Below are 24,370 nucleotides of genomic sequence, written 5' to 3' on the forward strand. Positions count from 1 at the left end.
AGGAAAAGCAAAACCTTGATCGTCAGACCCGATCATGGACGAGCAGCGAACAAGGAGGGCAGTGAGCCAAAGCCGACATTCAGCCGCCGGGCTGTCAAGGTCTGGTGGGCGGGACGGAGTTGCGGTTCGAACCGTCAGCTTGAGTGTCCGCTATCGAAGCGAGCTAGATTTCCAGAACCAGCGGGCAGTGATCTGAAACTTCAGGATCGTGGATCACATGGAACCCACCCACTGCATTTTCTTTGTTGATTAGCATGTAGTCGGCAAAGCGACCCGGTTTCTTGTATTGCGAGTTGCGTGTGCTGTCGAAGCCGCGCCCCGTCACCAGTTCGGTCAATCCGGCACTGCTGAGGATCGAAAGCGTTTCGCTGTCCGGCTCGACGTTGAAGTCGCCGCAGATAACCCTCAGATCATTCGGCTCCGCCAGACTACGCGACATGTCGAGCAGTCTGCGCGCTTGCTTCGCCCGCTCTGGCGTATCCATCTTTCCATTCAGATCGCGCAGTCCGTGCATGTGCGTGACGCTGACGGCGCGGTCGGCCGCATAGTCCCAGACCCGCACACCGTGGGCACTGCGCGAGCGCGGATGATCGCCATAGCCGACCGGGGAGTAATCCTTGTGCACAAAGCCCTGCACCTGTCCGATGATCGGAAGAGAGCGATGCACGAAGGTTGCAAGACCCCATTGCGAAGGGTTTGGGGTATCGTCGTCCCAAAGCACTCCTTGCGCAGCCGGACAAAAAATCGCGACATGATCCGGCAGCGCAGCGCTGACATCGCGAAACAGATTGGCGCGTTGCGGCAGAATGTGATCGCCATCACGATAGGTCAGCCAGTCTTTTTTAGATGCAGGGCTGTGGATTACCTCCTGCAAACACAAAATACCGGGAGCCGTCCGCGCAAGGTATGGCAGCAGTGCCTCATGGAGTTTTCCGCCCCAGCCATTCAGACACATGATTTCCATTGCTTGCTCCCTGTTCTTGGAGCGGACATTCGCTACAACGAAGAAAAGAAGCAAGTCGGGCTCGATCCAGCTGTTCGCTGCTCGTCGCATGACCGGCCGCTTTGGCGGTGAAGGGGCCGAGGCTGTCGGCTTTCCTTTCGACCCGTGTCGATTTCTCTCTCGCCCATCGGTGTTCATTCAGGCGTCAGCAGCCGTAAGAAATTGGAAATCGAAAAAGAAAAGGGGCGCCCGAAACGGGCGCCCCCTGCTGCTGCGATCGGCCGGATAGGCCCGATCAGCAACTGTAGTACATGCCGTACTCGACCGGGTGCGGCGTGTGCTCGTAGGTCTGGATCTCTTCCATCTTGAGCTCGATGTAGCCTGCGATCTGGTCCTTGGTGAACACGTCGCCCTGCAGCAGGAAGTCGTGATCGGCTTCCAGGCATTCGATCGCTTCGCGGAGCGAACCGCAGACGGTCGGGATGCCGGCCAGCTCTTCCGCGGGCAGGTCATAGAGGTTCTTGTCCATCGCCTCGCCCGGATCGATCTTGTTGGTGATCCCGTCAAGACCGGCCATCAGCAGGGCGGCAAAGCACAGGTACGGGTTCGCCGACGGATCGGGGAAGCGGGCTTCGACGCGCTTGGCCTTCGGGCTTTCCGTCCATGGGATCCGGATGCAGCCCGACCGGTTGCGTGCCGAGTACGCGCGCAGGACCGGGGCCTCGAAGCCGGGGATCAGGCGCTTGTACGAATTGGTCGACGGGTTGGTGAAGGCGTTGAGCGTCTTGGCGTGCTTCAGGATGCCGCCGATGAACCACAGCGCCTCGTCCGACAGGTCTGCATACTTGTCGCCCGCGAAGAGCGGCTTGCCGTCCTTCCAGATCGACATGTTGCAGTGCATGCCGGTGCCGTTGTCGCCCGCGATGGGCTTGGGCATGAACGTGGCCGACTTGCCGTAGGAATGGGCCACGTTGTGAATGATGTACTTGTACTTCTGCAGCTCGTCGGCCTGCTTGGTCAGCGTGCCGAAGATGAGACCCAGCTCGTGCTGACAGGACGCCACTTCGTGGTGGTGCTTGTCGACCTTCATGCCGAGGTTCTTCATCGTGGTCAGCATTTCCGACCGCATGTCCTGCGCCGAGTCGATCGGGTTGACCGGGAAATAGCCGCCCTTGACACCCGGACGATGGCCCATGTTGCCCATCTCGTATTCGGTGTCGGTGTTCCAGGACGCGTCGATCGCGTCGACCTCGTAGGAGACCTTGTTGATCGTGTTCGAATAGCGGACGTCGTCGAAGATGAAGAATTCGGCTTCCGGCCCGAAATAGGACACGTCGCCAATGCCCGAGGACACGAGGTACGCTTCGGCCTTTTCAGCCACGGACCGCGGGTCGCGATCATAGCCTTCGCCGGTGTCCGGCTCGACGATCGAGCAGTGCAGGCACAGCGTCTTTTCGGCGTAGAACGGATCGATATAGGCGCTTTCGGTGTCCATCATCAGTTTCATGTCGGACGCTTCGATCGACTTCCAGCCGGCGATCGAGGAGCCATCGAACATGAAGCCTTCTTCGAGGAAGTCTTCGTCGACTTCGTCCGCGATGATGGTCACGTGTTGCAGCTTGCCGCGCGGATCGGTGAAACGCAGGTCGACATATTCGACCTTGCCGTCCGTTTCATCGTTGATCATGGCGATCACGTCTTTGGTGCTCATATACCCAGGTCCCCTTTGTTTCGTTGTGGGCAGAATTGGTTCTTCAGAGCGCGTCCGAACCGGATTCGCCGGTGCGGATGCGGATGGCCTGTTCGACCGTTGTCACGAAGATCTTGCCGTCGCCGATCTTGTCGGTCTTGGCGGCTTCGACGATCGCCTCGATGGCACTGTCGACCATGTCGTCGTCCAGAACGACCTCGATCTTCACCTTGGGCAGGAAATCGACGACGTACTCGGCGCCGCGATAGAGTTCGGTGTGACCTTTCTGACGACCGAAGCCCTTGACTTCGAGAACGCTGAGACCTTGCACTCCTACCTCTTGCAGGGCCTCCTTTACTTCATCCAGCTTGAACGGCTTGATGATGGCTTCGATCTTCTTCATCCGACGCTCCTTGAACCGGGCTTTTGAAGGGGTGAGACCATGTCTCCCGGAGGGCCACAATCGCAGAAGGCGGCGCATGGGCAAGCGCCGAAGTGGATTTCCCGAGGCAGTTCAAGTTTTGTGCGACGTGATCATTTGTTGTGCGATTCTGAATCGATAAGGAATTGGAGGGACCCATGGCCGAACTGTTGACCGCCGCAGAGATGCGGGCGCTGGAGCGTGCCGCCATCGACGGGGGCACAGTGACCGGGCTGGAGCTGATGGAGCGGGCCGGGCAGGGCGTGGTCGACGCGATCTTCGCCGAGTGGCCGGAGTTGGACGCGGCAGCGGCGGATGGAGGGGCCAGCCCCTCGCGCTCCCCGGAGTATTTGGAGAAAGAAGAGAAGGGGCGGCGCGCGCTTGTCCTCTGCGGGCCGGGCAACAATGGCGGCGATGGATTCGTGGTGGCGCGGCTGTTGCGGGAGAAGGGGTGGTCGGTGGATGTCTATCTCTTCGGCGATGCGGAGAAGCTGCCGCCCGATGCACGCAGCACCTACGAGCGCTGGATCGGCGTGGGAGCCGTACGACCCTATGTTGACGCGGAATTCCGGAAGGACGCCGCGGAAATTGGCGAGAGGTCACTGATTATCGACGCGCTTTTCGGGACCGGACTGTCACGCCCCGTCATGCAGGTGAGGGCGTTCGGATTGGCAACGCAGATGTCGCTGCCGCCCCGGGGAAGCGCACGCGGCGGGCCCGGTCAGCGGGCAGCCACGGTGGTGGCCATCGACATTCCAAGCGGGCTCGATGCGGATTCGGGCCGGCTCCTGTTGCCGGAGAATCCGCCGCGGGAACATGAAACGGTGCGCGCGGATCTGACGGTCACGTTTCACACGGCCAAGCCGGGGCATTACCTGGACGAAGGGCCGAACAGCTGCGGCGCGTTGCGGATCGTGGATATCGGGTTGCGTGAGGCGCTGGCCGGTCTGGATGTCGGCGATGTCCCGAAGCATGGCGGCGTTGCGCCTTGCCGGGGGATCGAGGCTCCGCAAGCCGCGCGACTGGGGAAGTCCCGGGGAAATCACAAGTTCTCGCATGGTCATGCACTGGTCCTGTCGGGCGGCCCCGGGCGCACCGGTGCGGCGCGGCTGGCGGCGCGTGGGGCGCTGCGGGTGGGGGCCGGGCTGGTGACGCTGGGCGTGCCGCCTGCGGCGATGCAGGAGGTGGCAGCGCAGGTGACGGCCGTGATGCAGATGCCGGTGCGGGATGCCGACGGGCTGGCCAGGAACCTGGAGGACCGGCGGATCAATGCGCTGTGTCTTGGCCCGGGGCTTGGGACGGGCGCGCGGGAGGCAGATCTGGTGCGCATTGCGCTGCGTGGGGACCACGCGGGACGCAGTGTCGTGCTGGATGCGGATGCGCTGACGCTCGTGGCCGGGGCGCCGGAGTTGTTCGAAGCGTTGAATCCGCGCTGTGTGCTGACGCCCCATGGCGGGGAGTTCGCGCGGCTCTTTCCCGACATCCACGAGAAGCTCGCGGCCCCGGCCGCAACCGGGCCGGCCTATTCCAAGGTGGATGCCGCGCGAGACGCCGCGGCGCGGGCCGGGTGCGTGGTTCTCTTCAAGGGGCCGGATACCGTGATCGCGGCGCCGGACGGGAAGGTGTCTGTTCACGCCGCCGTCTACGACCGGGCGGCGCCGTGGCTGGCGACGGCCGGGGCGGGCGACGTTCTGGCGGGCCTCATCACCGGCCTCCTGGCGCGGGGCTTCGACCCGATGCAGGCCGCGGAGACCGGGGCCTGGCTGCATGTCGAATGCGCGCGTCGCTTCGGTCCCGGGCTGATCGCCGAGGATCTGCCCGAGATGCTGCCCGGCGTTCTGGCCGCTCTGAAGCATTGAGCGGGCTTTTCCACTCGCATCCGCTGTACAGCTTTGCTATTTCGCTCGGCACCGAGCGGCCGTGCCGCGTCGGGCGCGTGCGGGTGTGGCGGAATTGGTAGACGCACCAGATTTAGGTTCTGGCGCCTTTGGCGTGGGGGTTCGAGTCCCTTCACCCGCACCACTATGTGTAGTTTCAGAAAATCACCGGCTGGCGCTCGTGTGGCCAGAACGTCCTTTCGGTGAGAGGCCGTTGAGACGCAAAGATTTCATCCCGGCATCGCTGTGATCTGCCCCGGGCGCAGCGGCGCCCGCAGGGCGGCGGGGGCAGAGCCCCGTTGCGATGCGGCCGATGCGCCCGACCGCGAGATCAATCAGGCCGCGGCGCGCCAGTCGGCGATGGGGCGGCCGGCGAAGGTCGTGCGCAAAAGCTCGCGGCGGTGGCCGGCATAATCGTTCACCGCGTAATGCAGCGTCGCGAAATTGTCCCAGACGACCACGGTGCCGGGGGTCCACCGCAGGCGCATGCAAAACTCGGGCCGGGTGGCGTGGGTGCGCAGCGCATCGATAAGCGGTCGGCTTTCGGCCTCGGTCATGCCGTCCAGGCGGGTGACGTAGATCGGGTTCAGGTAAAGCGACCGGCGGCCCGTGGCCGGATCCGTCAGCACGGCCGGGTGAAACCGCTCGCGATCGGCTTCCGGATCCAGCCGGGTCATCTTGATGGCGCCCTTGCTCTGCGTCTCCGCGGGCGGCGCCCATTTCACGCCGTAGGGCTTTCCGACGTGGATCGCGTCGCGTCCGTCCAGCAGCTCGCGCAGGCCGGGGGACAGGTGGTCCCACGCCAGGACCTGGTTGGCGAAGAGCGTGTCGCCTCCATATGGCGGCAGTTCCAGCGCGTTCAGAACCGATCCGGCGGGCGGTTCGGCGACGAAGCTCATGTCGGAATGCCAGTCGCCGCCGAAGGTGCCGGAGTGATCGTCGGCCTCCTTCAGGACGCGGACCACCTGCGGATCGTCATCGGTCGGCACGATGTAGGGCAGCTGCACGGGCGTGCCGAAGACGCCCGTCAGCCGTTTCTGCGCCGCGATGTCCAGGTGCTGGCCGCGAAAGACCAGAACCAACCGACGGGAGAGCGCATCGCGCAGGGTTGCGGCGAGGTCGTCGGAAATCGGGCCCTTCAGGTCGATGCCCGAGATCTCGGCCCCGATGGTGCCTGTGATTGGGTCTTCCTGCATGGTCTCGCTCCTTGGATTGTCGCGGACGCGATCCTTGCGCCGATCCGGACGGGGCGCAAGGCGTCAGCGGGGCAGGGGCCCGGTCGATGGCGGCAGCAGCGCGGCCGCGATCATGTCGGCGGCCGATGTCGACAGCGCCACCGGCGTGTCGTGGAGCGCGGCGAGCCGGGTGAGCGCCTGCAGGTCGGCATCGCCGCCATGGGGCTGCGTCGGGTCGATGAAGAAGATCACGGCGTCCAGTTCGCCCGTCGCGACAAGCGCGCCCAGTTGCTGGTCGCCGCCGCGCGCGCCGCGTTGGAGGCGCTGGACGGTGAGCGACGGCTCGGCCTCGACGATCATGCGGCCCGTGCCGCCGGTGCAGATCAGCCGATGCCCTTCCAGCGCGCGGGCATGGCGGTGAACCCAGGCCTTCAGGTGCGACTTGCGCATGTCATGGGCTGCCAGTGCGATCCGGCGGGGTGCGGTGGATTGCGCCCGCGCCCGCGCGGTGATCGACAGGATCGACCGGACCTGCGCCGCGAAGCCGTCACGGTCTGCCGGGAAGGCGCCCGCCAGCGCCGCCGTGCCCACGGTGAAACCTTCGGCGCCAGAGGCCGCGACCGTTGTCACGCGTTCTTCGCTGTCGATGCTGCCGGCCATCACCACGGGCTTGTCCACCGCCGCGCAGACCTGCGCCATAAGGTCCGCCACGTCGCCCTGGAACCGGTAGGCGAGAAGGTCGAGCCCGTGGACATGCTCCAGCTCCGCCAGCGCACGGGCGGAGGCGACGATGTCTTCGGCCGGGCCTTCCAGAACGCTGGGATGGCCGGTGATCCGGCCCGGGAACGGGTAGTAGCGCAGCGGGTGGTAGCGGGTCAGCTGGGTGACCGCCGCCGCGCGGGTGCCGCCCAGAAGGCAGTCGACATCCAGATCGATGGCCGCGCGGGCCGAGGCGAGTTCGCTTTTCTCGTCGAGGCTCACGACCTCGAGGTAGGATCGCCCACCAGCCGCGCGGATCGCATCGGCGAGGCCGCGAAGTTCGGAAAACGGCAGGCCCACATCCTTGAACCCGATATGGCGCACGCCGCCTTCCAGCGCTTCGTCCAGCCGGGCGCGGGCGTCGGGGATGGTGCGGTCATCGGCGGTGAGCATCAGGATGAAATCGAACGCCATTTCCTAGAACTCCTGTATCGGGTCGGGGGTGGCGGGGGCGGCGCCTGTCCACCCGGCGGCGGTTTCGGCGATGCGCAGGTGCGGCGCGCCAAGGCTGGCCGCGATCAGTGCCGACAGGTGGCCCAAGGCCTCGGCCACCGGCAGGCCCGACGCAATGAGCCCGGCAAACACATCGCCCACCCCGTGCGGCACGCCCTGCCCCAGCGGCAGCGTCCAGCGCTGGGCCGTGCGCGCCGTGACGGCCAGCGCTCCGGTGCGGCCGAAGGGCGACGGCGGCGAGGTCACGATCACCTGCGACCCGTAGGCCCGGGCCAGCCCGCGGGCGGCGTCGATGGCCTGCGGGCCGGTATCGGCGGGCAGCCCGGTCAGCCAGCCAAGCTCGAACCGGTTGGGCGTCAGCGTGTCGGCCAGCGGCACCAGACGGTCGCGCAGGGCAATCGCCGCGGGTTCGGGCAGGTAGAGCCCCTTGGGATCGTCGCCCAGCACCGGATCGACGGTGATCCGGGGGCGCCCGCCCGACGCGCGCAGCCTGTCGATGATGCGGACGGCAAGATCGACATGATCGGGGCTGGGCAGGTAGCCGGTGAAGAATGCATCGTGCCCGTCCAGCCAGCCGTTGTCGTCCAGCGCCCCGACCATCGCATCGAGCTGTTCCACCGGAACCTGCCGGCCCGAGACATGCGGCCAGCCGGGATGGTTGCTGAGCACGATGGTCGGAAGCTGGGTGACCGTATGCCCCAGCGCCTGCAGGGCAGGGCCGGCGGCGGACAGGCCCACATGGCCGTAGGACACCCAGCTTGACAGGGCGAGTACGCGGCTCATCCGAAAGCCCCGCATCTATCTGTCTGCACAAGAAATTTGCCGTCGGTTCCGACGCTTGCCAACATTCGCCCGACCCGTCAGCCACTATTGAAATCTGGCCGGACCCTAGAGGCAAACGACCAGCGGACCAAGCCCGGAAACACGCGGCCCGATGACCCGTTTGGCCGGACAACCCGCTTGACGCGTTTCGGGGGATGACTTAAGCCGTTACGGCCTTGAGCGGGTATAGCTTAATGGTAAAGCCCCTGCCTTCCAAGCAGGCTATGTCGGTTCGATTCCGTCTACCCGCTCCAGTTTTCCCCATGTTTCCAGATATTTGGCCCGGGCGTTGCCGCCCGGACCCTCGGGTATCAACACGTGCCGGTCACGCGGTAGGGGCGGGCGCGACGCCGGGCCAGGTACTGGCCGCTTCGATCTGCGCGGCGAGCTGCAGCAGCGTCGCGTCGTCGGCAAACCGCGCGACGAACTGCACGCCCACCGGCAGGCCGTCGTCCGATTGCGCCAACGGCAGGCTGATCGCGGGCTGGCCCGACGCGTTGAAGGCGGCCGAGAACGGGCTGATGGCGAACAGACCTTCAAGGAACTCGTCCAGCGTGCCCCTGTCCATCGGCAGGGCACCATGGATCGGTGCGGGGCCGTCGGTCGACGGTGTCACGAGGATATCGTACCGCTCCCAATATTGCGCCAGCGTGCGGACCTGTTCGTTGATGATCGCGGCGCGATGCAGATGTTCGCCCAGCGAGGTCGCCATCGCGAAGCGGATGGTTTCCTGCGTTATGTGCTGGAACCCGTCCAGCGCACCGTCCTTGTCCATGGGGACGCCCACGAACATGCCGGCGAGCGACGCCATCAGCAGGCGGATCATCGTCTGGGTCAGGAGGGTGCTGTCGAACTTCGGCATCTCCTCCGTCACCTCGTGGCCCAGATCGGCCAGCAGGCGGGCGGTGTCTTCCACCGCCTTGCGGCTGGCCGGATGGACGGGCAGGCCATCGAACCGCGTGGTGATGAAGCCGATCTTCAGGGGCTGCGGCGGGCGGGTGATCAGGGTTTCGAACCGTTCGTCCGGGGCCTTGGTGAAATAGGGGCAGCCCGCGTCCGGGCCTGCCGTGACATCCAGCAGGGCGGCCGTGTCGCGGATCGTGCGGGTGATCGCGTGCTCGTGGCTCATCCCGTGGTTCGGATCGCCGCGATGGGGGCCGAAGGCGTTCAGGCCCCGGGTGGGCTTCAGCCCGATTGCGCCGTTGAACGCGGCCGGAATCCGGATCGACCCCGCGCTGTCGGTTGCATGTGCCGCGGGCAGCATGCCCGACGCCACGGCCGAGCCCGCCCCGCCGCTGGACCCGCCCGCGCCATGGGCCGTGTTCCACGGGTTGCGGGTGGTGCCCCAGGCGATGCTTTCGGTGCAGAGCGACAGCCCGAATTCGGGCGAGGCCGAGCGTCCGAGAAACCCGAACCCGGCGCCGCGCAGGCGCGAGACGGTGGTGGAATCGAAGTCGAAGACCGTGCCCTTGAACCGCTCGCTGCCGTTGGACAGGGGCAGGCCTTTGACCGGCGCGTGCAGATCCTTGATCAGGTAGGGCATGCCGGAGAAGCGTTGATCGGCGGGGGAGGCATCGAAGGCGGCCAGCGCGGTTTCGAAATCCTGCAAGGTCACGGCGTTCAGCACGGGGTTCAGCCGCTCGATCTCGCGGATCGCGGTAAGCAGGATTTCGCGGCGCGAGATGTCTCCCGCCGCGGCGAGGTCGGCCAGGCCGACCAGGTCATGCGACTGCCATTCTTCCGTATTCAGCATTTGACGTTCTCACCTAATAGTCTGTTGTATTCATGAAACTTGCCCCCGGGCCGGGCGCGAACCTGGCGTGGTTCCGGGCTTTTGCCGCCGGTCATCCCTTGCCCGGTCGCCGCATGTTGTTTCCGGTCGCGATGTTCAGAATCCGCGCATCCTCGTCGCTTACAGTGACATACTGATGCGACATCGCCGCGTCGTAGTAGACGCTGTCGCCCGCGTTCAGGGTGATGGGTTCGTAAAGATCGGTGTGCAATTCCACGCTCCCCGAGATCACGACGACCAGTTCCTCGCCCTCGTGCCGGATCGGTTCGTCGAACGCATCGGCCGACCGCGCGGTCACGGTGACATAGGTGGCGTCGATCAGCCGGTTCTTCAGCTGCGTCGCCAGCGGTTCATAGATGTAAGGCCCGGAATCCATCGGCCGCAGGTCCTGCACGCGCGTCACCGCCATACGACCTGCCGCCACCGGACGGGGTTCGACCGCGTCGTCGCTGTCGAGCAAGTGCACAAGGTCCGTGCCCAGACCCCGGCTGAGCTTCAGCATCACGTCATAGGTCGGCGACAGGTGCGAGCGTTCGATCTTGGAAATCGTCGACATCGCCAGCCCGCTGGCATCCGACACCTGTTGCAGGGTCAGGTTCTGCGATTTCCGCAACCGCTGGACCCGGTTGCCGAAGGCCGCGCGCCGGGTTTCGACATTATCCTGAGCCCCTGTCACATGTTTTCCTATACGAAATTTATTGACATGTTTGCATTATTAGAAAAACCTTTTCCATCAGACAACTGTTTTGAGTGTCTCCGGGGGTTGAATGGAAATCGTCGTCATCTTTGCGCTGATTGCATTGGCGATCTGGTCCGGTGTGGCCGTCGCCTATGTGGCAGGTGCGGCGGCGGTTCTGGCCTTCGTCTTCACGGACAACGCGAATTACCTTGGCATCCTGCCGCAACGGATCTTCAGCCAGATCGACGTCTTCACGTTCCTTGCCATGCCGCTGTTCATTCTTGCGGGCGAGACGATGACAAAGGGCGGCATCACCCGCGTGCTGATCGACCTTGCCATGCTGGCAGTGGGCCGGCTGAAAGGCGGCCTGGGTTACGTCAACATCGCGTCGAGCGTGTTCCTGGCCGGCATCTCGGGGTCGGCCGTGGCGGATGCGGCGGCAACGACCAACACGCTGGTCCCCGCGATGACGGAAAAGGGCTATCGCGCCGATTTCGCGGCGGCGCTGACGGCGGCCAGCTGTGTGATCGGGCCAATCATCCCGCCGTCGATCGTGATGATCTTCTACGGCGCGCTGATGAATGTCTCCGTCGCCGCGCTCTTTGCGGGGGGCATCGTGCCGGGGCTGCTGATGGCCCTGTTCCTTGGCGCCTACAACTTCTGGACCGCGCGGCGTGAAAACCACCCCGGCGGGGCCGATACGATCCAGCCGCCGTTCTGGGCCACCATCGTGCGGGCCGTGCCTGCGCTGCTGATCCCGGTCACCATCGTGTCCGGCATCGTGTTCGGCGTCGTCACGCCCACCGAGGCGGCGGGATTGGCCGTCGTGATCACCCTAGTACTGGTTTTCGGCTACGCCCTGCTGGACCGCGCGCCCATGCGCGAAGCACTTGCCCGCACCGCCGCCCTGACCAACGCGGCCGGCGAACGCACGGTGATGCTGACGGGCTCGATCTTCATGATCCTCTTCGCCGCGGCGGTCTTCGGCTACCTGATGGGCCTGATGCGCGTGCCCGAGGAAATCGCCACGTGGGTGCATGGCGTGGGCCTGAACGCGACCGCCTATTTCCTACTGGCGTCGGCGATCCTGTTCTGCGCCGGCATGGTGCTGGACGTCTCGATGGCGCTGGTGCTGCTGGTCCCGGTCCTGATCCCCGCCGCCATCGCGGGCGGGGCGGATCCCGTCCATGTGGGCGTCGTCAGCTGCCTGAACCTGACGCTTGGCCTGATCTCGCCGCCCTTCGGCGGGTGCCTGATGATCATCTCGGCCGCCAGCGGCGTCCCCTACACCCGGCTCAGCCTTGCGATCCTGCCCTTCCTGCTGGTGCAGATCGCGCTGCTTCTGCTGCTGATCCTCGTACCCGAAATCACGCTTGCGCTGCCCCGTGCGCTGGGGCTCGCCCACTGAAACCAAAGGAGAAGGAGACGACCATGAAGCACTTTCTGACTGCCATCGCGGCCGCTGCAACCACGGGCCTTCTGACCGCCGCCCCCGCCTGGGCCGACGAGATCAAGATCGCCGTCGGCTGCCCGCCTGTCCCCGCCTGTTCCGACTGGGTCTATGCCGAAGACCTGGCCGCCAGCCTGCGCGAAGACGGGCTGGAGGCCACCGTCTTCACCGGCGGCTCTCTGGGCAAGGATCCGGAGCTTGTCGACCAGCTGTCCCAGGGCCTGCTGCAATTTGCGCTGACCAACTTCGTCATGATCAACGAGGTCGACAAGTCGATCCTGGGCTTCCTCGCCCCCTACATGTTCGACGACATGGACCACTTCTTCCGCGCCACGCAGGACACCGAAAGCGAGCTGATGGCCGGGATCGAGGAATCGATGGAAGCGCAGGGCATCGCCATCGCGGGCCTTCCCGGTCTGGGCGGCACGATGGGCATCTTCAACGACGAACGCCCCATCACCAAGGTATCCGATCTGGAAGGCATCCGCCTCCGCGCCATCGACGCCACCCAGAACGAGCTGTTCCAGTCCTGGGGCGTTCAGGGCGTCGTCGTGGACATGCCGGAATTCTCTGGCGCGCTCCAGCAGGGCATCGTCGACGGCTATTTCAATCCGCCGGTCGTGGCGCTGATCTTCCGCCATACGGAAATGATGCCCTACTACACCGATATCGGCGCGGGCACCCCGTTCCGCGCGGCCCTGATGTCGGCCGACTGGTACGCCGATCTGGATGACGCGACGAAGGCCAGCGTCGACAAGGCCGTCGAAACCGCCAACGCCAAGAACCGCATCTGGACGCTGGAAGCGGCGGCCAACGAGATCGAGGGCCTGAAGAAGGCCGGCGCCACCGTTTCCCAACTGGAAGACGGCGCGCTGGAAGACTTCAAGGCGCGCAGTGTCGAGGCATGGAATGTGCTGATGCCGCCCGAAGATATCGAGGCGTTCCAGGCCCTCGCCGCCGAGACGCGCGAATGACAGCAATTGAACGGGCAAGCGCGGGACTGGACCGCGCTTGCCTGATCCTTGCGAAACTGGCTCTGGGGGGCATGGTTCTGGCCGTGCTCCTCCAGATCGTCGCGCGCTATGTCTTCGACTACCCGTTCATCTGGACGGAGGAACTGGCGCGCTACCTGATGGTATGGGCCGGTCTTCTGGGCGCGACCTGCGCGTTCCGCCGCAACCTCGATCCCGTCATCCTGCGCGTGCCGGCAGATGCCGCGCGGGTGCGGATCGTGATCACGTCCATCGTGCTGGCGGCCACGGTCCTGATCTTCCTTGGGCCGATCCTCTACCATGCCTTCTACGGCTCGAACGGCACACTCGCGCGGGGCTTCCTGATGCGCGCGGCCAACAGGACATCGCCGGGGCTTGGCCTGAACATGGCGCTCGTCTCCTCGATCGTGCCGATCTGCTGCACCATCCTTCTGATCCACCTCGCGGCCCGTGTCGTGAAAGGCCCAACGGAGCAAGACCAGGAATGAAGATCTACACGGCCGAAGACGTTCTGGGCGCCCTCACTTATCCCGACCTGCTGGACCCGCTGGCCCGCGCGATGATCGGCGTGTCGGAGGCGACGGCCACCCATCCGCCCCGTACCGCGATGCCGATCAACCCGGCCGGACGGCTGGGCGTGATGTACGGCGCGCTGGCCGATCCGCCGGTGCACGGCGCCAAGATCCTCAGCCTCTTTCCCGATGCGCCCAAGCACGGGCTGTCGAGCCACCAGGGCTTCGTGCTGCTGTTCGAAAGCGAACTGGGCACGCCCATCGCCGCCCTGAACGCCGATGCCGTCACGGTCCTGCGGACGGCCGCGATGTCGATGCTGGCGACGCAGGTCCTGGCCAATCCCGACCCCCGCACCGTGACGATCTGCGGCGCCGGAGAGCAGGCAGACTCCCACGCCCGCGCCTCGCTGGCCTGTTTCCCCGACGCCCAAATCCGCCTCTGGGCGCGCCGCCCGGACGCGGCCGAAACGCTGCGCGACCACCTGAACGATAGCCGCGTCTGCGTCGAGCCGGACCTTGCCGAGGCGATCCGCGGTGCCGACGTCATCCACACGACCACCGCCTCGGTCGAGGCCTTCCTGACCGGCGCCCTATTGGAGCCCGGCCAGCACGTGAACCTCGTCGGCGCCAGCCTGGCCGCCTGGCGCGAGATCGACGACGAAGGCGTCGCCCGCGTGACGATGTTCACGGATTCGCTGGAGAGTTCGTCCCGCGAGTCGGGCGAGATCATCGACGCTAAGGCCGCGGGTGTGATCGGGGCGGATTACCCCGTGACCGAGATCGGAACCGTCCTGCAGAAGAAGACCCCGGGCCGGGTGAGCGCCGAGCAGATCACGGCCTACAAGTCACACGGGTTGATCGTGCAGGATCTGATGGCGGCGGCTGTGTTGTGTGGGTTGGTGTAACATAGATAACAAGTTAAAAAATTAACTGGAGATGCATGACACAGATTTTACCTTCAGATTCTTTGGCGTTCCCTTCGCGTTCTCATCGGATCAACGCCATCGATCCAGTCTTCTTTCGGGAGCTCTTCTGCAGAGCCTACGATGTACCTCACTAATCGTCCGGCTGCAGTTTCGACGCGCTCACCTACAATGCGAATCGTCCCCGACCGCCCTAGAGAATACTGCTCCATGCTAGATATTAATGCTGTGGTTGTGCCATGACGATAATTATCATTCAATCCAAACGGAATTGTCTTTTCAGACTCGGCGCTATATAGTCGCCCATTGCCTGTTAGAAGATTGAATGAAGTTACATTGCTGTCTAGAGTATCATATTCCCCTACTGGGCTAGCTTTTAGGTTGTCCTTCGTTTCTTGGTCCAATCGGATTATTTCGCTTCCAGAATGCCGCAAACTAATCTCATCTGCAGTTCGACCAATCGCGGTGTGGGCCCTAGTCAGGGGAGGTTCAATACGGCGGCTGATCGTTTTTAGATCTTCGCCGTTAAGTTTGTCTAAAAACTTTTGTGCCTCCCCAGCAAGTTCTCCGCCAAGCCCAATGCTTTGACTGAATACGTATCCAATTAGACCATTGATGTAAGGTGTTACGGTGTTGATTAAATACCTTCCGGCAATCAAGGAGAGGAATGGATTATTCTGAACCAAAATGTTTAGTTCATATAATATGCTTCCAGCTCTTGGAGGTGAAATAAAAATTTTAGCAGATTTAGTGAGGTCTCTGGAATAGCGTGTCTGCCCGGTGACCCCATAGTTGAGCGTTAGGGCCAATGCCCAAGACAAGCCTTCGATGCTGATTCCGGCTGGATGAGCTTCAAGCAAATGCCTGTCAGCGTCCCGCCCTTCAAACCGGAGCTTATAGTTTATCCAGATTGGTTCCGATTGATCCAATGAACTCCCCCCCCGAGTTTTCCACATTATTGACCTGCGAAGTCAGGATAAACAAGCTGCAAGTTCTGGTAGTGCTTGGCAATCGACTGTGAGATGCAGTAATCTACCTTAGCTCGGTTGGGAATTGCTTGGTGTAACCAAAGTTCCATTGAACCTCGGTTCCCCTTTTACCCTGATCGGAATGATTTGTCGATGTCCCGCTCCAAACTACCGGTTAGCGGGATGTCGGTGGCGGGCACCGGCTTGGATGTCGTCTGCGCCCACCCAGGGTCGGGCGCTGCCCTTCTTGCTTGCGACGAATATGGGTTACAGCCGTAGGGTGCGTGGTCTCCACGCACCATCCCCGGGCGAAACCCGGGCTCACCCCCGGCGGATGAAGGCCGTCGCCTCGATCTCCACAAGCGCCTCGTCCTCGACCAGGTCGTTGACGACGACCATCGACATCGCCGGGAAGTGCTTGCCGAAGATGCGGCGGTAGACCCGCCCCACCTCGCGCTGGTGGGCCATGTATTCGGCCTTGTCCTTCACGAACCATGTCAGCCGGCCCACGTCGGACACATCGCCGCCCGCGGCGCGGACGATGTCGGCTATGTTCTGCAAAGCCTGTTCCATCTGCGGGATGAAGCCCCCCGTGGCGAACACCTTGTTGCCGTCCCAGCCGATCTGGCCACCGACATGGAGCGTGCCGTCGGGCATCAGCATGCCGTTGGAATATCCCAGCGCCTGCTGCCAGCCGTCTGGCTGGATGACTTCCGGTTTCATTTCGTGGTCTCCATCAATTCCATCTTTCTATCTTTTGTCAGGCGTCACGTGACGCGGGACCGGGTCTGGTATTTCTCTTCGCGCCACAGCTCCTTGCCGATCACCTCTTCAATGATGTCGGCGGCGCGCAGCACGTCCTCGCGGCCCAGGTAGAGCGGCGTGAAGCCGAAGCGCATGATGTCGGGCGGGCGGAAATCGCCGATCACGCCGCGGTCGATCAGGGCCTGCATCGCGGCGTAGCCGTGTTCGAACGCGAAGGACACCTGGCTGCCGCGCTCCGCCAGATCGGCGGGCGAGGCGAGGGTCAGTTGCGGGCAGCGGGCCTCGACCTCGGCGATGAAGAGCTCCGACATGTCGACGGAGGCGGCGCGGATATCGGCCATGCGCACCCCGTCCCAGACATCGAGCGCGGCGTCGAGGATCGACAGCTGCACGATGGGCGGCGTGCCCACGCGCATCCGTTCGATGGACATGGCGGGGCTATAGGTCGGGTCCATCGCGAAGGGGGCATCGTGGCCCATCCAGCCTGCCAGCGCGGGTTCGACGTGCCCGATCAGGTCGGGGCGGACATAGATGAAGGCCGGCGCACCGGGGCCGCCGTTGAGGTACTTGTAGGTGCAGCCCACCGCGAATTCGGCGCCGGTCCGGGCCATTTCGACCTGCACGGCGCCTGCGCTGTGGGCCAGATCCCAGATCATCACCGCGCCATGGTCCTGGGCGACGGCGGTCATCCCCTCCATCGAATACATCTCGCCCGAGCGGTAATCGACATGGGTCAGCAGCACCGCCGCGACCTCGTCGGTGACGGCCTCGCACATCTCGTCATGGGAGACGAGGCGCAGTTCATAGTCCTTGCCGATCGTGTCGATCAGCCCCTGCGCCATGTAGAGATCGGTGGGGAAGTTGCCGGCATCCGACAGGATCACCTTCCGGTCGGGCCGCATCTTCAGCGCGGCAGCCAGCGCCTGGTAGACCTTGATCGACAGCGTGTCGCCGGTGGTCACGGTGCCCGCGGGCGCGCCGATCAGCGCGCCGATCCGGTCGCCCACGCGGGTGGGCAGGGAGATCCAGTCGGCCGAGTTCCAGGCGCGGATCAGTTCGCCGCCCCATTCCGCCTCGATGGTCGTCTGCGCCCGCGCCATCGCGCCCTTGGGCAGCGGCCCCAGCGAGTTACCGTCAAGGTAGATGACCCCGTCGGGCAGCTCGAACAGGTGTTTTCGTGGTAATGTCATAGGTCCCCCCGCAAATGCCAAAGTTCCGGGAACAGTTCGACATCCAGCATCCGGCGCAGATAGGCCACGCCGGACGTGCCGCCCGTTCCTCTCTTGAATCCGATCACCCGTTCGACCGTGGTGACGTGGTTGAACCGCCAGCGGCGGAAGTAGTCCTCAAGGTCGACCAGCTTTTCCGCCAGTTCGTAGAGCGTCCAGTACGTCTCGATATTCTCGTAGACCGTTTTCCACCGCGCCTGGATCTCGGGCACGGCGCGGTGCGGCGTGTCGAGCTGCGGGGGCGGGCAGTTGTCTTCATTCCCGTCCAGCGTCCGGAAGAGCAGGCGCACGACCTCGTCATAGAAGCTGAGCCGGGCGAGTTCGGCGCGCAGGATCGCGTTGGCTTCCGGCACGGTCTCGTGCGGGCGCATCATATTCGGGTTCCGGTTGCCCAGGATGTATTCGATCATCCGGTACTGGTGGGACTGGAAGCCCGACGATTTGCCCAGCGTGTCCCGGAACCGCGTGTAATCGGCCGGCGTCATGGTGCGCAGCACGTCCCATGCGCCGTTCAACTGTTCGAAGATCCGGCTGACGCGGGCCAGCATCTTGAACATGTTGGGCGTGTCGCCGGCTGTCAGCGCGTCGCGGGCGGCGGCCAGTTCGTGGATTGCCAGTTTCATCCAGAGTTCGGTCGTCTGGTGCTGGATGACGAACAGCATCTCGTCATGCACGTCCGAGATCGGGTGCTGTTGATCAAGGATGATGCCCAGCCGCAGGTAGTCGCTGTAGGACATCGCGTCGTCAAAGCTCATCTTGGCACCTTCCGTGCCGGGATCGTATGCGTCGGTCATTGGTCTTTCCTCAGCCGGAAGCGCTGGATCTTGCCGCTTTCGGTCTTGGGCAGGGCGTCAGTGAAGATGATCCTGCGGGGGTACTTGAAGGGCGCTATGGTTGCCTTGACGTGGTTCTGCAGCAGCCGGATCAGGGCCGAGGACGGTTCCTCCCCCGGCATCAGGACGACATGCGCCTCGACAATCGCGCCGCGGGCGTCGTCCGGCACGCCGATCACGGCGCATTCGGAGACGGAGTCGTGGGACAATAGCGCCGCCTCCACCTCCGGCCCCGCGATGTTGTAGCCCGACGACACGATCATGTCGTCGTTGCGGGCGGCGAAGTGGAACTGGCCATCCTCGCTTTGCGTGAATGCATCGCCCGAGATGTTCCAGCCGTACTGGACGTATTCGTCCTGCCGTTCGCCCCGCAGGTAGCGGCAGCCCGTGGGCCCGCGCACCGCAAGCCGGCCGACCGTACCCCGGGGGGCTTCCGCGCCTGACTCGTCCACCACCCTGGCCTCGTACCCCGTGACGGGCTTGCCGGTCGAGGCCGGGTTGTGATCGTCGAACCGGTTGGTGATGAAGATGTGGAGCAATTCCGTCGCCCCGATCCCATCGAGGATCGGCTTGCCGGTCTTCTTCTGCCAGTCCTCGTAGACCGGCGCGGGCAAGGTTTCCCCGGCGGATACGGCGACGCGCAGCGATGACAGGTCCGCGCCCTGGTCCATCGCCTGCATCATCGCGCGATAGGCGGTGGGGGCGGTGAAGCAGATCGTGGCCTTGTAGGTCTCGATGATCTCGATCATGTTGGGGGGGGAGGCGTTTTCCAGCAGCGTTGCGGCTGCGCCAAAGCGCAGCGGGAAGATCGCCAACCCGCCTAGCCCGAAGGTGAAGGCCAGCGGTGGGGAGCCCACGAACACGTCCTCCGGCACCACGTTCAGCACTTCTTTCGCGTAGCCGTCGGCGATGATCATCAGGTCGCGGTGAAAATGCATCGTGCCCTTGGGCTCGCCCGTGGACCCGGAGGTGAAGCCGATCAGGGCGACATCGTCCTGCGCGGTCTCGATCGGTTCGAACTGCACCGGTTTCTGCAGCGCCAGCCGGTCAAGCTCGGCATCGTGGTTGGCGGTGCCGTCGAAGCCCACGACCGTCTTCAGCGTGTCGCTCTGCTTTGCGCAGAGCGTCATCTCGTCCATCAACCGCGTATCGCACAGGGCATGGGTGATTTCGGCCTTGGCCACGTATTTCGCCAGTTCTGCCGCGCGCAGCATGGGCATCGTGTTCACGACCACCGCGCCCGCCTTCGTCGCTGCCAGCCAGCAGGCGACCATGGCCGGGTTGTTGGCCGACCGGATCAGCAGGCGGTTGCCGGGCTTCACGCCCAGATCCTCGACCAACACGTTGGCCAGCCGGTTGGTCCAGTCCGCCAGTTCCTTGTAGGTGCGCCGCCGGCCATTGCCGATCAGCGCGGTGCGGTCACCGAACCCCTTTGCCACCATCGCATCCGTCAGCTCGACGCCCGCATTCAGCCGGTCGGGATAGTCGAACCCGTCCAGCAGCAGATCGGGCCATCGGTCGGGCGGCGGAAGGTTGTCGCGACAGAAGCTGTCGGTATGGGCGGAAGGACTAAGCATGATCGTTACCCTGTTGTTGGACCGGTCTTGCGCCGGTTTCAGTTACCTTCGAAAACTGGGGTCTCGCGTGCGACGAACGCGTGATAGGCGCGGTGGAAATCCTGTCCCTGCATGCAGATCGCCTGGGCCTGCGCCTCGGCCTCGATCGCCTGATCCAGCGACATCGACCATTCCTGCGCCAGCATCGTCTTGGTCATCATGTTGGCAAAGTTCGGGCCGTCCGCGATCCGCCGCGCCATGTCGCCGGCGGTGGTCAGCAGATCGTCTGCCGGCACGACGCGGTTGAAATAGCCCCAAGACAGGCCTTCGTCGGCGGTCATCGACCGGCCCATGTACAGAAGTTCCGCCGCGCGGCCCTGACCGATGATCCGGGGCAGGATCGCGCAGGCGCCCATGTCGCATCCCGCAAGGCCCACGCGGTTGAACAGGAAGGCCGTCTTGGCTTCGGGCGTGGCGATCCGCAGGTCCGACGCCATGGCGATGATCGCGCCCGCGCCGGCCGAGATACCGTCGACCGCCGCGATGACGGGCGTGCCGCAGCCGATCATGTTCTTGACCAGATCGCCCGTCATCCGGGTGAAGGTCAGAAGCTCCTTCATCGACATCTTCGTCAGCGGCCCGATGATATCGTGCACATCCCCGCCCGAGCTGAAGTTGCCGCCGTTGGGCGCGAAGATCACCGCCTTGATGTCATCGGCATCGCGCAGATCCCGGAACCAGTCGCGCAGTTCGGCATAGCTGTCGAAGGTCAGCGGGTTCTTGCGGTCCGGGCGGCTGAGCGCGACGGTGGCGATCCCATCCGCGATGCTGCATTCGAAATGTTTCGGATTGTCCATGGATCAGTCCTTCACCACGATCTCGTCCAGATGCTTGGCCAGATGGTCCAGCCGCAGGTTCATGCCCTCGACATCGTCCTGGCTCAGCCCGCCCAGGATCTCGTCGATCCAAGTTTCGTGCACGGCGGCGTGATTGGCAAAGACCTCCTGTCCCTTGTCGGTCAGCCGCACGATGCTGGCGCGGCGGTCGCCCGGCACGGCTTCGCGCACGGCCAGGCCTTCCTCGACCAGTTTGTCGACGATAACCGTGACATTGCCGTTCGACACTTTCAGCATGCCGGAAATCCCGCTCATCCGCAGGCCTTCGGGCGCACGCGCGAGCGATGCCATGACATCGAACCGGGGCAGGGTGGAGTTGAACTCGCTGCGCATGCGGCGGCGGATCTCGCTTTCGACATGGCGCGAGGCTTTCAGAAGTTTAAGCCACAAACGGAGCCTCTCTTTCGATATCGGCATGGGTTGGGTCACTTGACTGGAACTCATATCTCACCTCCCGAAAGGGCCATCGCGTGCCCGTTCATCGATTGTGCCGCGTCCGAGCACAGCCACAAGGCCGCGCCCGCGACTTCGGCCGTCTGCACGAAACGTTTCTGCGGAGTGCCTGCAAGCAGTGTGGCGCGCGCCTCGGCCGCGGTCATTCCGGTCTTGTCCGTGATCTTCGCGATCGAACGGTCGAGCAGCGGGGTTTCGATGAAGCCCGGGCAGATCGCGTTGACGGTGATGCCGGTCGTCCCGAGTTCCTGCGCCAGCGCGCGAGTCAGGCCCACGACGGCGTGCTTGGCCGCGCAATAGGCCGACACGTAAGCGTAACCCTTCAGCCCGGCGGTGGAGGCGATGGCGATCATCCGTCCCCAGCCCGCCGCGCGCATGTCGGCAAGCGCGGCCTGCCACACGTTGACGACACCGGTCAGGTTGACCGACATCATCGCCTGCAGGTCGGCAGGTGTCATCTTGTCGAAGGGCACGCTTTCCGCCGCGCCCGCATTGGCGATCACCACGCTGATAGGCCCATGATCGGCCCGGATGGCATCGAAGGCCCGCGCCACCGCATCCGGGTCGGTCACGTCGCAGACCTGATAGGGCAGGCCCTGCGCCTTCAAGGGCTCTTCCCGCCGGCCCAGAATGGTGACGGTGGCGCCCGCGTCGGCCAGGACCTTCGCCGTCTCGGCCCCCACGCCGGAGCCGCCGCCGGTCACCACGATATTGCGTCCCATCAGTGTCATACCCGGATCGACTCTTGCTGTTGATCGCGCAGGCGGTAGGCCTGATCGCGGCCCGCGAGATAGGGGTTGGGCCAGGTGACACTCGTGTCACCCAGGTCGACGGCGGCGTGCAGCGTCCAGTAGGGATCGGCCAGATGCGGACGGGCAAGGCACACAAGGTCGGCGCGACCGGCCAGCAGGATCGAGTTGACGTGATCGGCCTCGAAGATGTTGCCGACGGCCATGGTGGGCATGTCGAGTTCGTTCCGGATCTGGTTCGAAAACGGGGTCTGGAACATCCGCCCATAGACCGGTTTGGCATCGATGCTGGTCTGCCCGGCGGAGACGTCGATGATATCGGCGCCGGCTTCGCGGAACATCGCGGCGATCTCAACCGCCTCGTCCGGGGTGACGCCGTCTTCCTCGACCCAGTCATTGGCCGAGATCCGGACCGACATCGGCTTGCCCTGCGGCCAGGCCGACCGCATCGCGCGGAAAACCTCCAGCGGGTAGCGCATCCGGTTTTTCAGCGACCCGCCGTATTCGTCGGTGCGCTTGTTCGAGACCGGAGAGATGAAGGACGAAATCAGGTAGCCGTGGGCAGCGTGCAGTTCGACCATGTCGAACCCGACTCGCGCGGCCATGTGGGTCGAGACGACGAACTGTGCCGCGACCTCGTCCATGTCCGATTGTGACATCTCCTGCGGGGTGGCGTTATTGTCCGACCACGGGATGGGCGAGGCCGACATCAGCTCCCAGTTGCCATGCTTCAGGGGTTCGTCCATGTCCTCCCAGCCGATCTGGGTCGATCCCTTGCGCCCGGAATGGCCGATCTGGCTGCAGATCTTGGCATCCGTCTCGGCATGGACGAAATCGACCAGCCGCTTCCACGCGGCCTCGTGTTCCGATGCATAGAGCCCGGGGCAGCCCGGCGTGATGCGCCCGGTGGGGGACACGCAGGTCATTTCCGTACAGACAAGCCCGGCGCCGCCCTTGGCGCGTTCGGCGTAGTGGGTGAAGTGCCAATCGGTGGGGCAACCGTTGACGGCCTTGTACTGCGCCATGGGGGAGACGACGACGCGGTTCTTCAGTTCCATCTCGCGCAGCTTGTAGGGGACGAACATGGGTGCGCGGACGGGGGCATCCGCGGGCAGGCCCGCGCGGGTCTGAAACCAGCGCTCGGCCTCTTCCACCCATTCGGGATCGCGCAGGCGCAGGTTCTCGTGGCTGATCCGCTGGGACCGGGTCAGCAGGTTGTAGGTGAACTGCAAGGGGCTTTGATCAAGGTAGCGTTCGACGTTTTCGAACCATTCAAGGCTGTTGCGCGCCGCCGACTGGATGCGCAGAACTTCCAGCCGCCGTTCCGCCTGGTAGCGTTCGAAGGCGCGTTCCATGTCGGGTTCGCTGTGCAGGTAATCGGCCAGGGCAATCGCGCTGTCGAAGGCCAGGCGCGAACCGGAGCCGATGGAGAAATGCCCCGTCGCTGCCGCATCGCCCATCAGCACGACGTTCTCGTGGTGCCATTTCTCGCAGATCACCCGGGGGAAGTTCATCCACACGGCCGAACCGCGCTGATGCGTGGCGTTCGAGATCAGGTCATGCCCGTCCAGATGTGATTCGAAGACCTTCCGGCAGGCTTCGACCGTCTCCTCCTTCGTCATGTCAGCGAATCCGAAGGCGTCCCATGTCGGCTCAAGGCACTCCACTATGAAGGTCGCGGTGTTGTCGTCGAACTGGTAGACATGCGCCCACATCCAGCCATGTTCCGTCTTTTCGAACAGGAAGGTGAAGGCGTCGTTGAACTTCTGGTGGGTGCCAAGCCAGACGAACTTGCACTTCCGGACGTCGACATCGGGCTGGAAGACGTCTGCATATTCGGCACGGATCTTCGAATTGATCCCGTCGCAGGCGACCACCAGATCGTAGTCGTTCTTGTAGGATTCCGCGCTGTCGAATTCGGCCTCGAACTGCAGGTTCACACCCAGTTCCACCGCTCTTTCCTGAAGTAACAGCAACATTTGCATCCGGCCGATGCCCGCGAAGCCGTGCCCGCCCGACACCGACCGCTGGCCGTTCACCTCGACCGCGATGTCATCCCAGTAGGTGAACTGCTCGCGGATCGCGCGGGTGCTCTGGGGGTCGTTGACCTCCATCTTCCCCAGCGCGTCGTCGGACAGGACCACGCCCCAGCCGAAGGTATCGTTCGCGCGGTTCCGCTCCAGCACCGTCACCTCGTGCGACGGGTCGCGCAGCTTCATCGAGATCGCAAAGTAAAGACCGGCAGGCCCCCCGCCAAGACACACAACTCGCATCGTCGTCCTCTCCTTCTGCCCCTGCAGTGCGGCCTTGCCGCCCCCTGATGGGAAAACCGTAGCGCGGTTAAAATATATTTCAAGTTAAAAATATCAAAACTAGAAATATATGAACTAGAAATATCCAAGCTTGATGCATTGGGGCCTGATGAGTTCGGGA

22 protein-coding genes and 2 tRNA genes are annotated in these 24,370 nt (G+C 64.1%); 7 read left to right on the top strand and 17 right to left on the bottom strand.

Translation table 11 applies throughout. The features are described 5' to 3' along the window. Positions 1-163: 163 nt before the first annotated feature. The 3 genes from D4754_RS13270 to D4754_RS13280 all read right to left on the bottom strand — a co-directional run bounded on the left by D4754_RS13270 (position 164) and on the right by D4754_RS13280 (position 3,036). Entirely contained in the window at positions 164-1,054 is an 891-nt protein-coding gene (locus tag D4754_RS13270) for an endonuclease/exonuclease/phosphatase family protein (RefSeq protein WP_240453882.1), read from the bottom strand. Between the two features lie 184 nt (positions 1,055-1,238). Continuing rightward, a complete protein-coding gene (glnA, locus tag D4754_RS13275) occupies positions 1,239-2,654 on the bottom strand; it encodes a type I glutamate--ammonia ligase (protein ID WP_121064329.1) in 1,416 nt (471 codons plus the stop codon). A gap of 43 nt (positions 2,655-2,697) precedes the next feature. Continuing rightward, complete coding sequence (locus D4754_RS13280; RefSeq protein ID WP_121064331.1) at positions 2,698-3,036, bottom strand: P-II family nitrogen regulator; 339 nt, start codon at positions 3,034-3,036, stop codon at positions 2,698-2,700. 176 nt (positions 3,037-3,212) lie between these two features. On the opposite strand from D4754_RS13280, the gene D4754_RS13285 reads away from it, so the two are divergent. Together D4754_RS13285 and D4754_RS13290 are read left to right on the top strand one after the other, a co-directional pair. Continuing rightward, entirely contained in the window at positions 3,213-4,913 is a 1,701-nt protein-coding gene (locus D4754_RS13285; RefSeq protein ID WP_121064333.1) for an NAD(P)H-hydrate dehydratase, read from the top strand. Positions 4,914-4,992: 79 nt separating this feature from the next. Further along, positions 4,993-5,076 (top strand) — tRNA-Leu (locus D4754_RS13290). 190 nt (positions 5,077-5,266) lie between these two features. Here the strand turns inward: D4754_RS13290 and D4754_RS13295 are convergent. The 3 genes from D4754_RS13295 to D4754_RS13305 form a co-directional block, all read right to left on the bottom strand. Further along, positions 5,267-6,127 (bottom strand): TauD/TfdA dioxygenase family protein, encoded by an 861-nt coding sequence (locus D4754_RS13295; RefSeq protein WP_121064335.1) that lies wholly within the window; start codon positions 6,125-6,127, stop codon positions 5,267-5,269. A 63-nt stretch (positions 6,128-6,190) separates the two neighbouring features. Continuing rightward, on the bottom strand, positions 6,191-7,279 hold the full coding sequence (locus D4754_RS13300) for a methylglyoxal synthase (protein WP_121064337.1): 1,089 nt from the start codon (positions 7,277-7,279) through the stop codon (positions 6,191-6,193). Positions 7,280-7,282: 3 nt separating this feature from the next. Further along, on the bottom strand, positions 7,283-8,101 hold the full coding sequence (locus tag D4754_RS13305) for a PfkB family carbohydrate kinase (RefSeq protein ID WP_163025902.1): 819 nt from the start codon (positions 8,099-8,101) through the stop codon (positions 7,283-7,285). Positions 8,102-8,320: 219 nt separating this feature from the next. Here D4754_RS13305 and D4754_RS13310 point away from each other — a divergent pair. Next, positions 8,321-8,394, top strand: a tRNA-Gly gene (locus D4754_RS13310). Between the two features lie 71 nt (positions 8,395-8,465). Here the strand turns inward: D4754_RS13310 and D4754_RS13315 are convergent. Both D4754_RS13315 and D4754_RS13320 read right to left on the bottom strand, forming a co-directional pair. Beyond that, positions 8,466-9,893: an amidase gene (locus D4754_RS13315; protein WP_121064341.1), complete on the bottom strand. Its 1,428-nt coding sequence runs from the start codon at positions 9,891-9,893 to the stop codon at positions 8,466-8,468. Positions 9,894-9,984: 91 nt separating this feature from the next. Continuing rightward, entirely contained in the window at positions 9,985-10,608 is a 624-nt protein-coding gene (locus tag D4754_RS13320) for a helix-turn-helix domain-containing protein (protein ID WP_121064343.1), read from the bottom strand. 91 nt (positions 10,609-10,699) lie between these two features. On the opposite strand from D4754_RS13320, the gene D4754_RS13325 reads away from it, so the two are divergent. From D4754_RS13325 to D4754_RS13340, 4 genes are read left to right on the top strand one after another with little or no spacing between them, the layout of a single operon-like run. Beyond that, on the top strand, positions 10,700-12,019 hold the full coding sequence (locus tag D4754_RS13325) for a TRAP transporter large permease (protein WP_121064345.1): 1,320 nt from the start codon (positions 10,700-10,702) through the stop codon (positions 12,017-12,019). A gap of 23 nt (positions 12,020-12,042) precedes the next feature. Continuing rightward, positions 12,043-13,035 (top strand): TRAP transporter substrate-binding protein, encoded by a 993-nt coding sequence (locus tag D4754_RS13330; RefSeq protein WP_121064347.1) that lies wholly within the window; start codon positions 12,043-12,045, stop codon positions 13,033-13,035. Continuing rightward, complete coding sequence (locus tag D4754_RS13335) at positions 13,032-13,541, top strand: TRAP transporter small permease (RefSeq protein WP_121064349.1); 510 nt, start codon at positions 13,032-13,034, stop codon at positions 13,539-13,541. The genes D4754_RS13330 and D4754_RS13335 overlap by 4 nt, the downstream gene beginning before the upstream one ends. Further along, the gene (locus D4754_RS13340) at positions 13,538-14,470 is read left to right on the top strand and encodes an ornithine cyclodeaminase family protein (protein ID WP_121064351.1); all 933 of its coding nucleotides are present in this window, start codon (positions 13,538-13,540) and stop codon (positions 14,468-14,470) included. Before D4754_RS13335 ends, D4754_RS13340 begins: the two co-directional genes overlap by 4 nt. A 53-nt stretch (positions 14,471-14,523) precedes the next feature. On the opposite strand, the gene D4754_RS23985 is transcribed toward D4754_RS13340, so the two are convergent. The 9 genes from D4754_RS23985 to D4754_RS13380 form a co-directional block, all read right to left on the bottom strand. Further along, entirely contained in the window at positions 14,524-15,417 is an 894-nt protein-coding gene (locus D4754_RS23985) for a DUF7946 domain-containing protein (protein WP_163025903.1), read from the bottom strand. Between the two features lie 360 nt (positions 15,418-15,777). Beyond that, positions 15,778-16,179: a RidA family protein gene (locus tag D4754_RS13345; RefSeq protein ID WP_121064353.1), complete on the bottom strand. Its 402-nt coding sequence runs from the start codon at positions 16,177-16,179 to the stop codon at positions 15,778-15,780. A gap of 44 nt (positions 16,180-16,223) precedes the next feature. After that, entirely contained in the window at positions 16,224-17,411 is a 1,188-nt protein-coding gene (kynU, locus tag D4754_RS13350) for a kynureninase (RefSeq protein ID WP_121064355.1), read from the bottom strand. Beyond that, entirely contained in the window at positions 17,408-18,244 is an 837-nt protein-coding gene (locus D4754_RS13355; RefSeq protein WP_121064357.1) for a tryptophan 2,3-dioxygenase, read from the bottom strand. The genes kynU and D4754_RS13355 overlap by 4 nt, the downstream gene beginning before the upstream one ends. Continuing rightward, positions 18,241-19,860 (bottom strand): AMP-binding protein, encoded by a 1,620-nt coding sequence (locus tag D4754_RS13360; RefSeq protein ID WP_121064359.1) that lies wholly within the window; start codon positions 19,858-19,860, stop codon positions 18,241-18,243. The genes D4754_RS13355 and D4754_RS13360 overlap by 4 nt, the downstream gene beginning before the upstream one ends. A 38-nt stretch (positions 19,861-19,898) precedes the next feature. Further along, a complete protein-coding gene (locus D4754_RS13365) occupies positions 19,899-20,696 on the bottom strand; it encodes an enoyl-CoA hydratase family protein (RefSeq protein ID WP_121064361.1) in 798 nt (265 codons plus the stop codon). Between the two features lie 3 nt (positions 20,697-20,699). Then, positions 20,700-21,179, bottom strand: a complete 480-nt coding sequence (locus D4754_RS13370) for a MarR family winged helix-turn-helix transcriptional regulator (protein WP_121064363.1) — start codon at positions 21,177-21,179, stop codon at positions 20,700-20,702. Next, positions 21,176-21,919 carry an SDR family NAD(P)-dependent oxidoreductase gene (locus D4754_RS13375; RefSeq protein WP_121064365.1) on the bottom strand — a complete coding sequence of 248 codons (744 nt, stop codon included), beginning with the start codon at positions 21,917-21,919 and terminating at the stop codon, positions 21,176-21,178. The genes D4754_RS13370 and D4754_RS13375 overlap by 4 nt, the downstream gene beginning before the upstream one ends. Next, on the bottom strand, positions 21,916-24,210 hold the full coding sequence (locus D4754_RS13380) for a bifunctional salicylyl-CoA 5-hydroxylase/oxidoreductase (RefSeq protein ID WP_121064367.1): 2,295 nt from the start codon (positions 24,208-24,210) through the stop codon (positions 21,916-21,918). The genes D4754_RS13375 and D4754_RS13380 overlap by 4 nt, the downstream gene beginning before the upstream one ends. Between the last annotated feature and the right edge of the window lie 160 nt (positions 24,211-24,370).

Source organism: Chachezhania antarctica (assembly GCF_003646465.1).
Lineage (GTDB): Bacteria > Pseudomonadota > Alphaproteobacteria > Rhodobacterales > Rhodobacteraceae > Chachezhania > Chachezhania antarctica.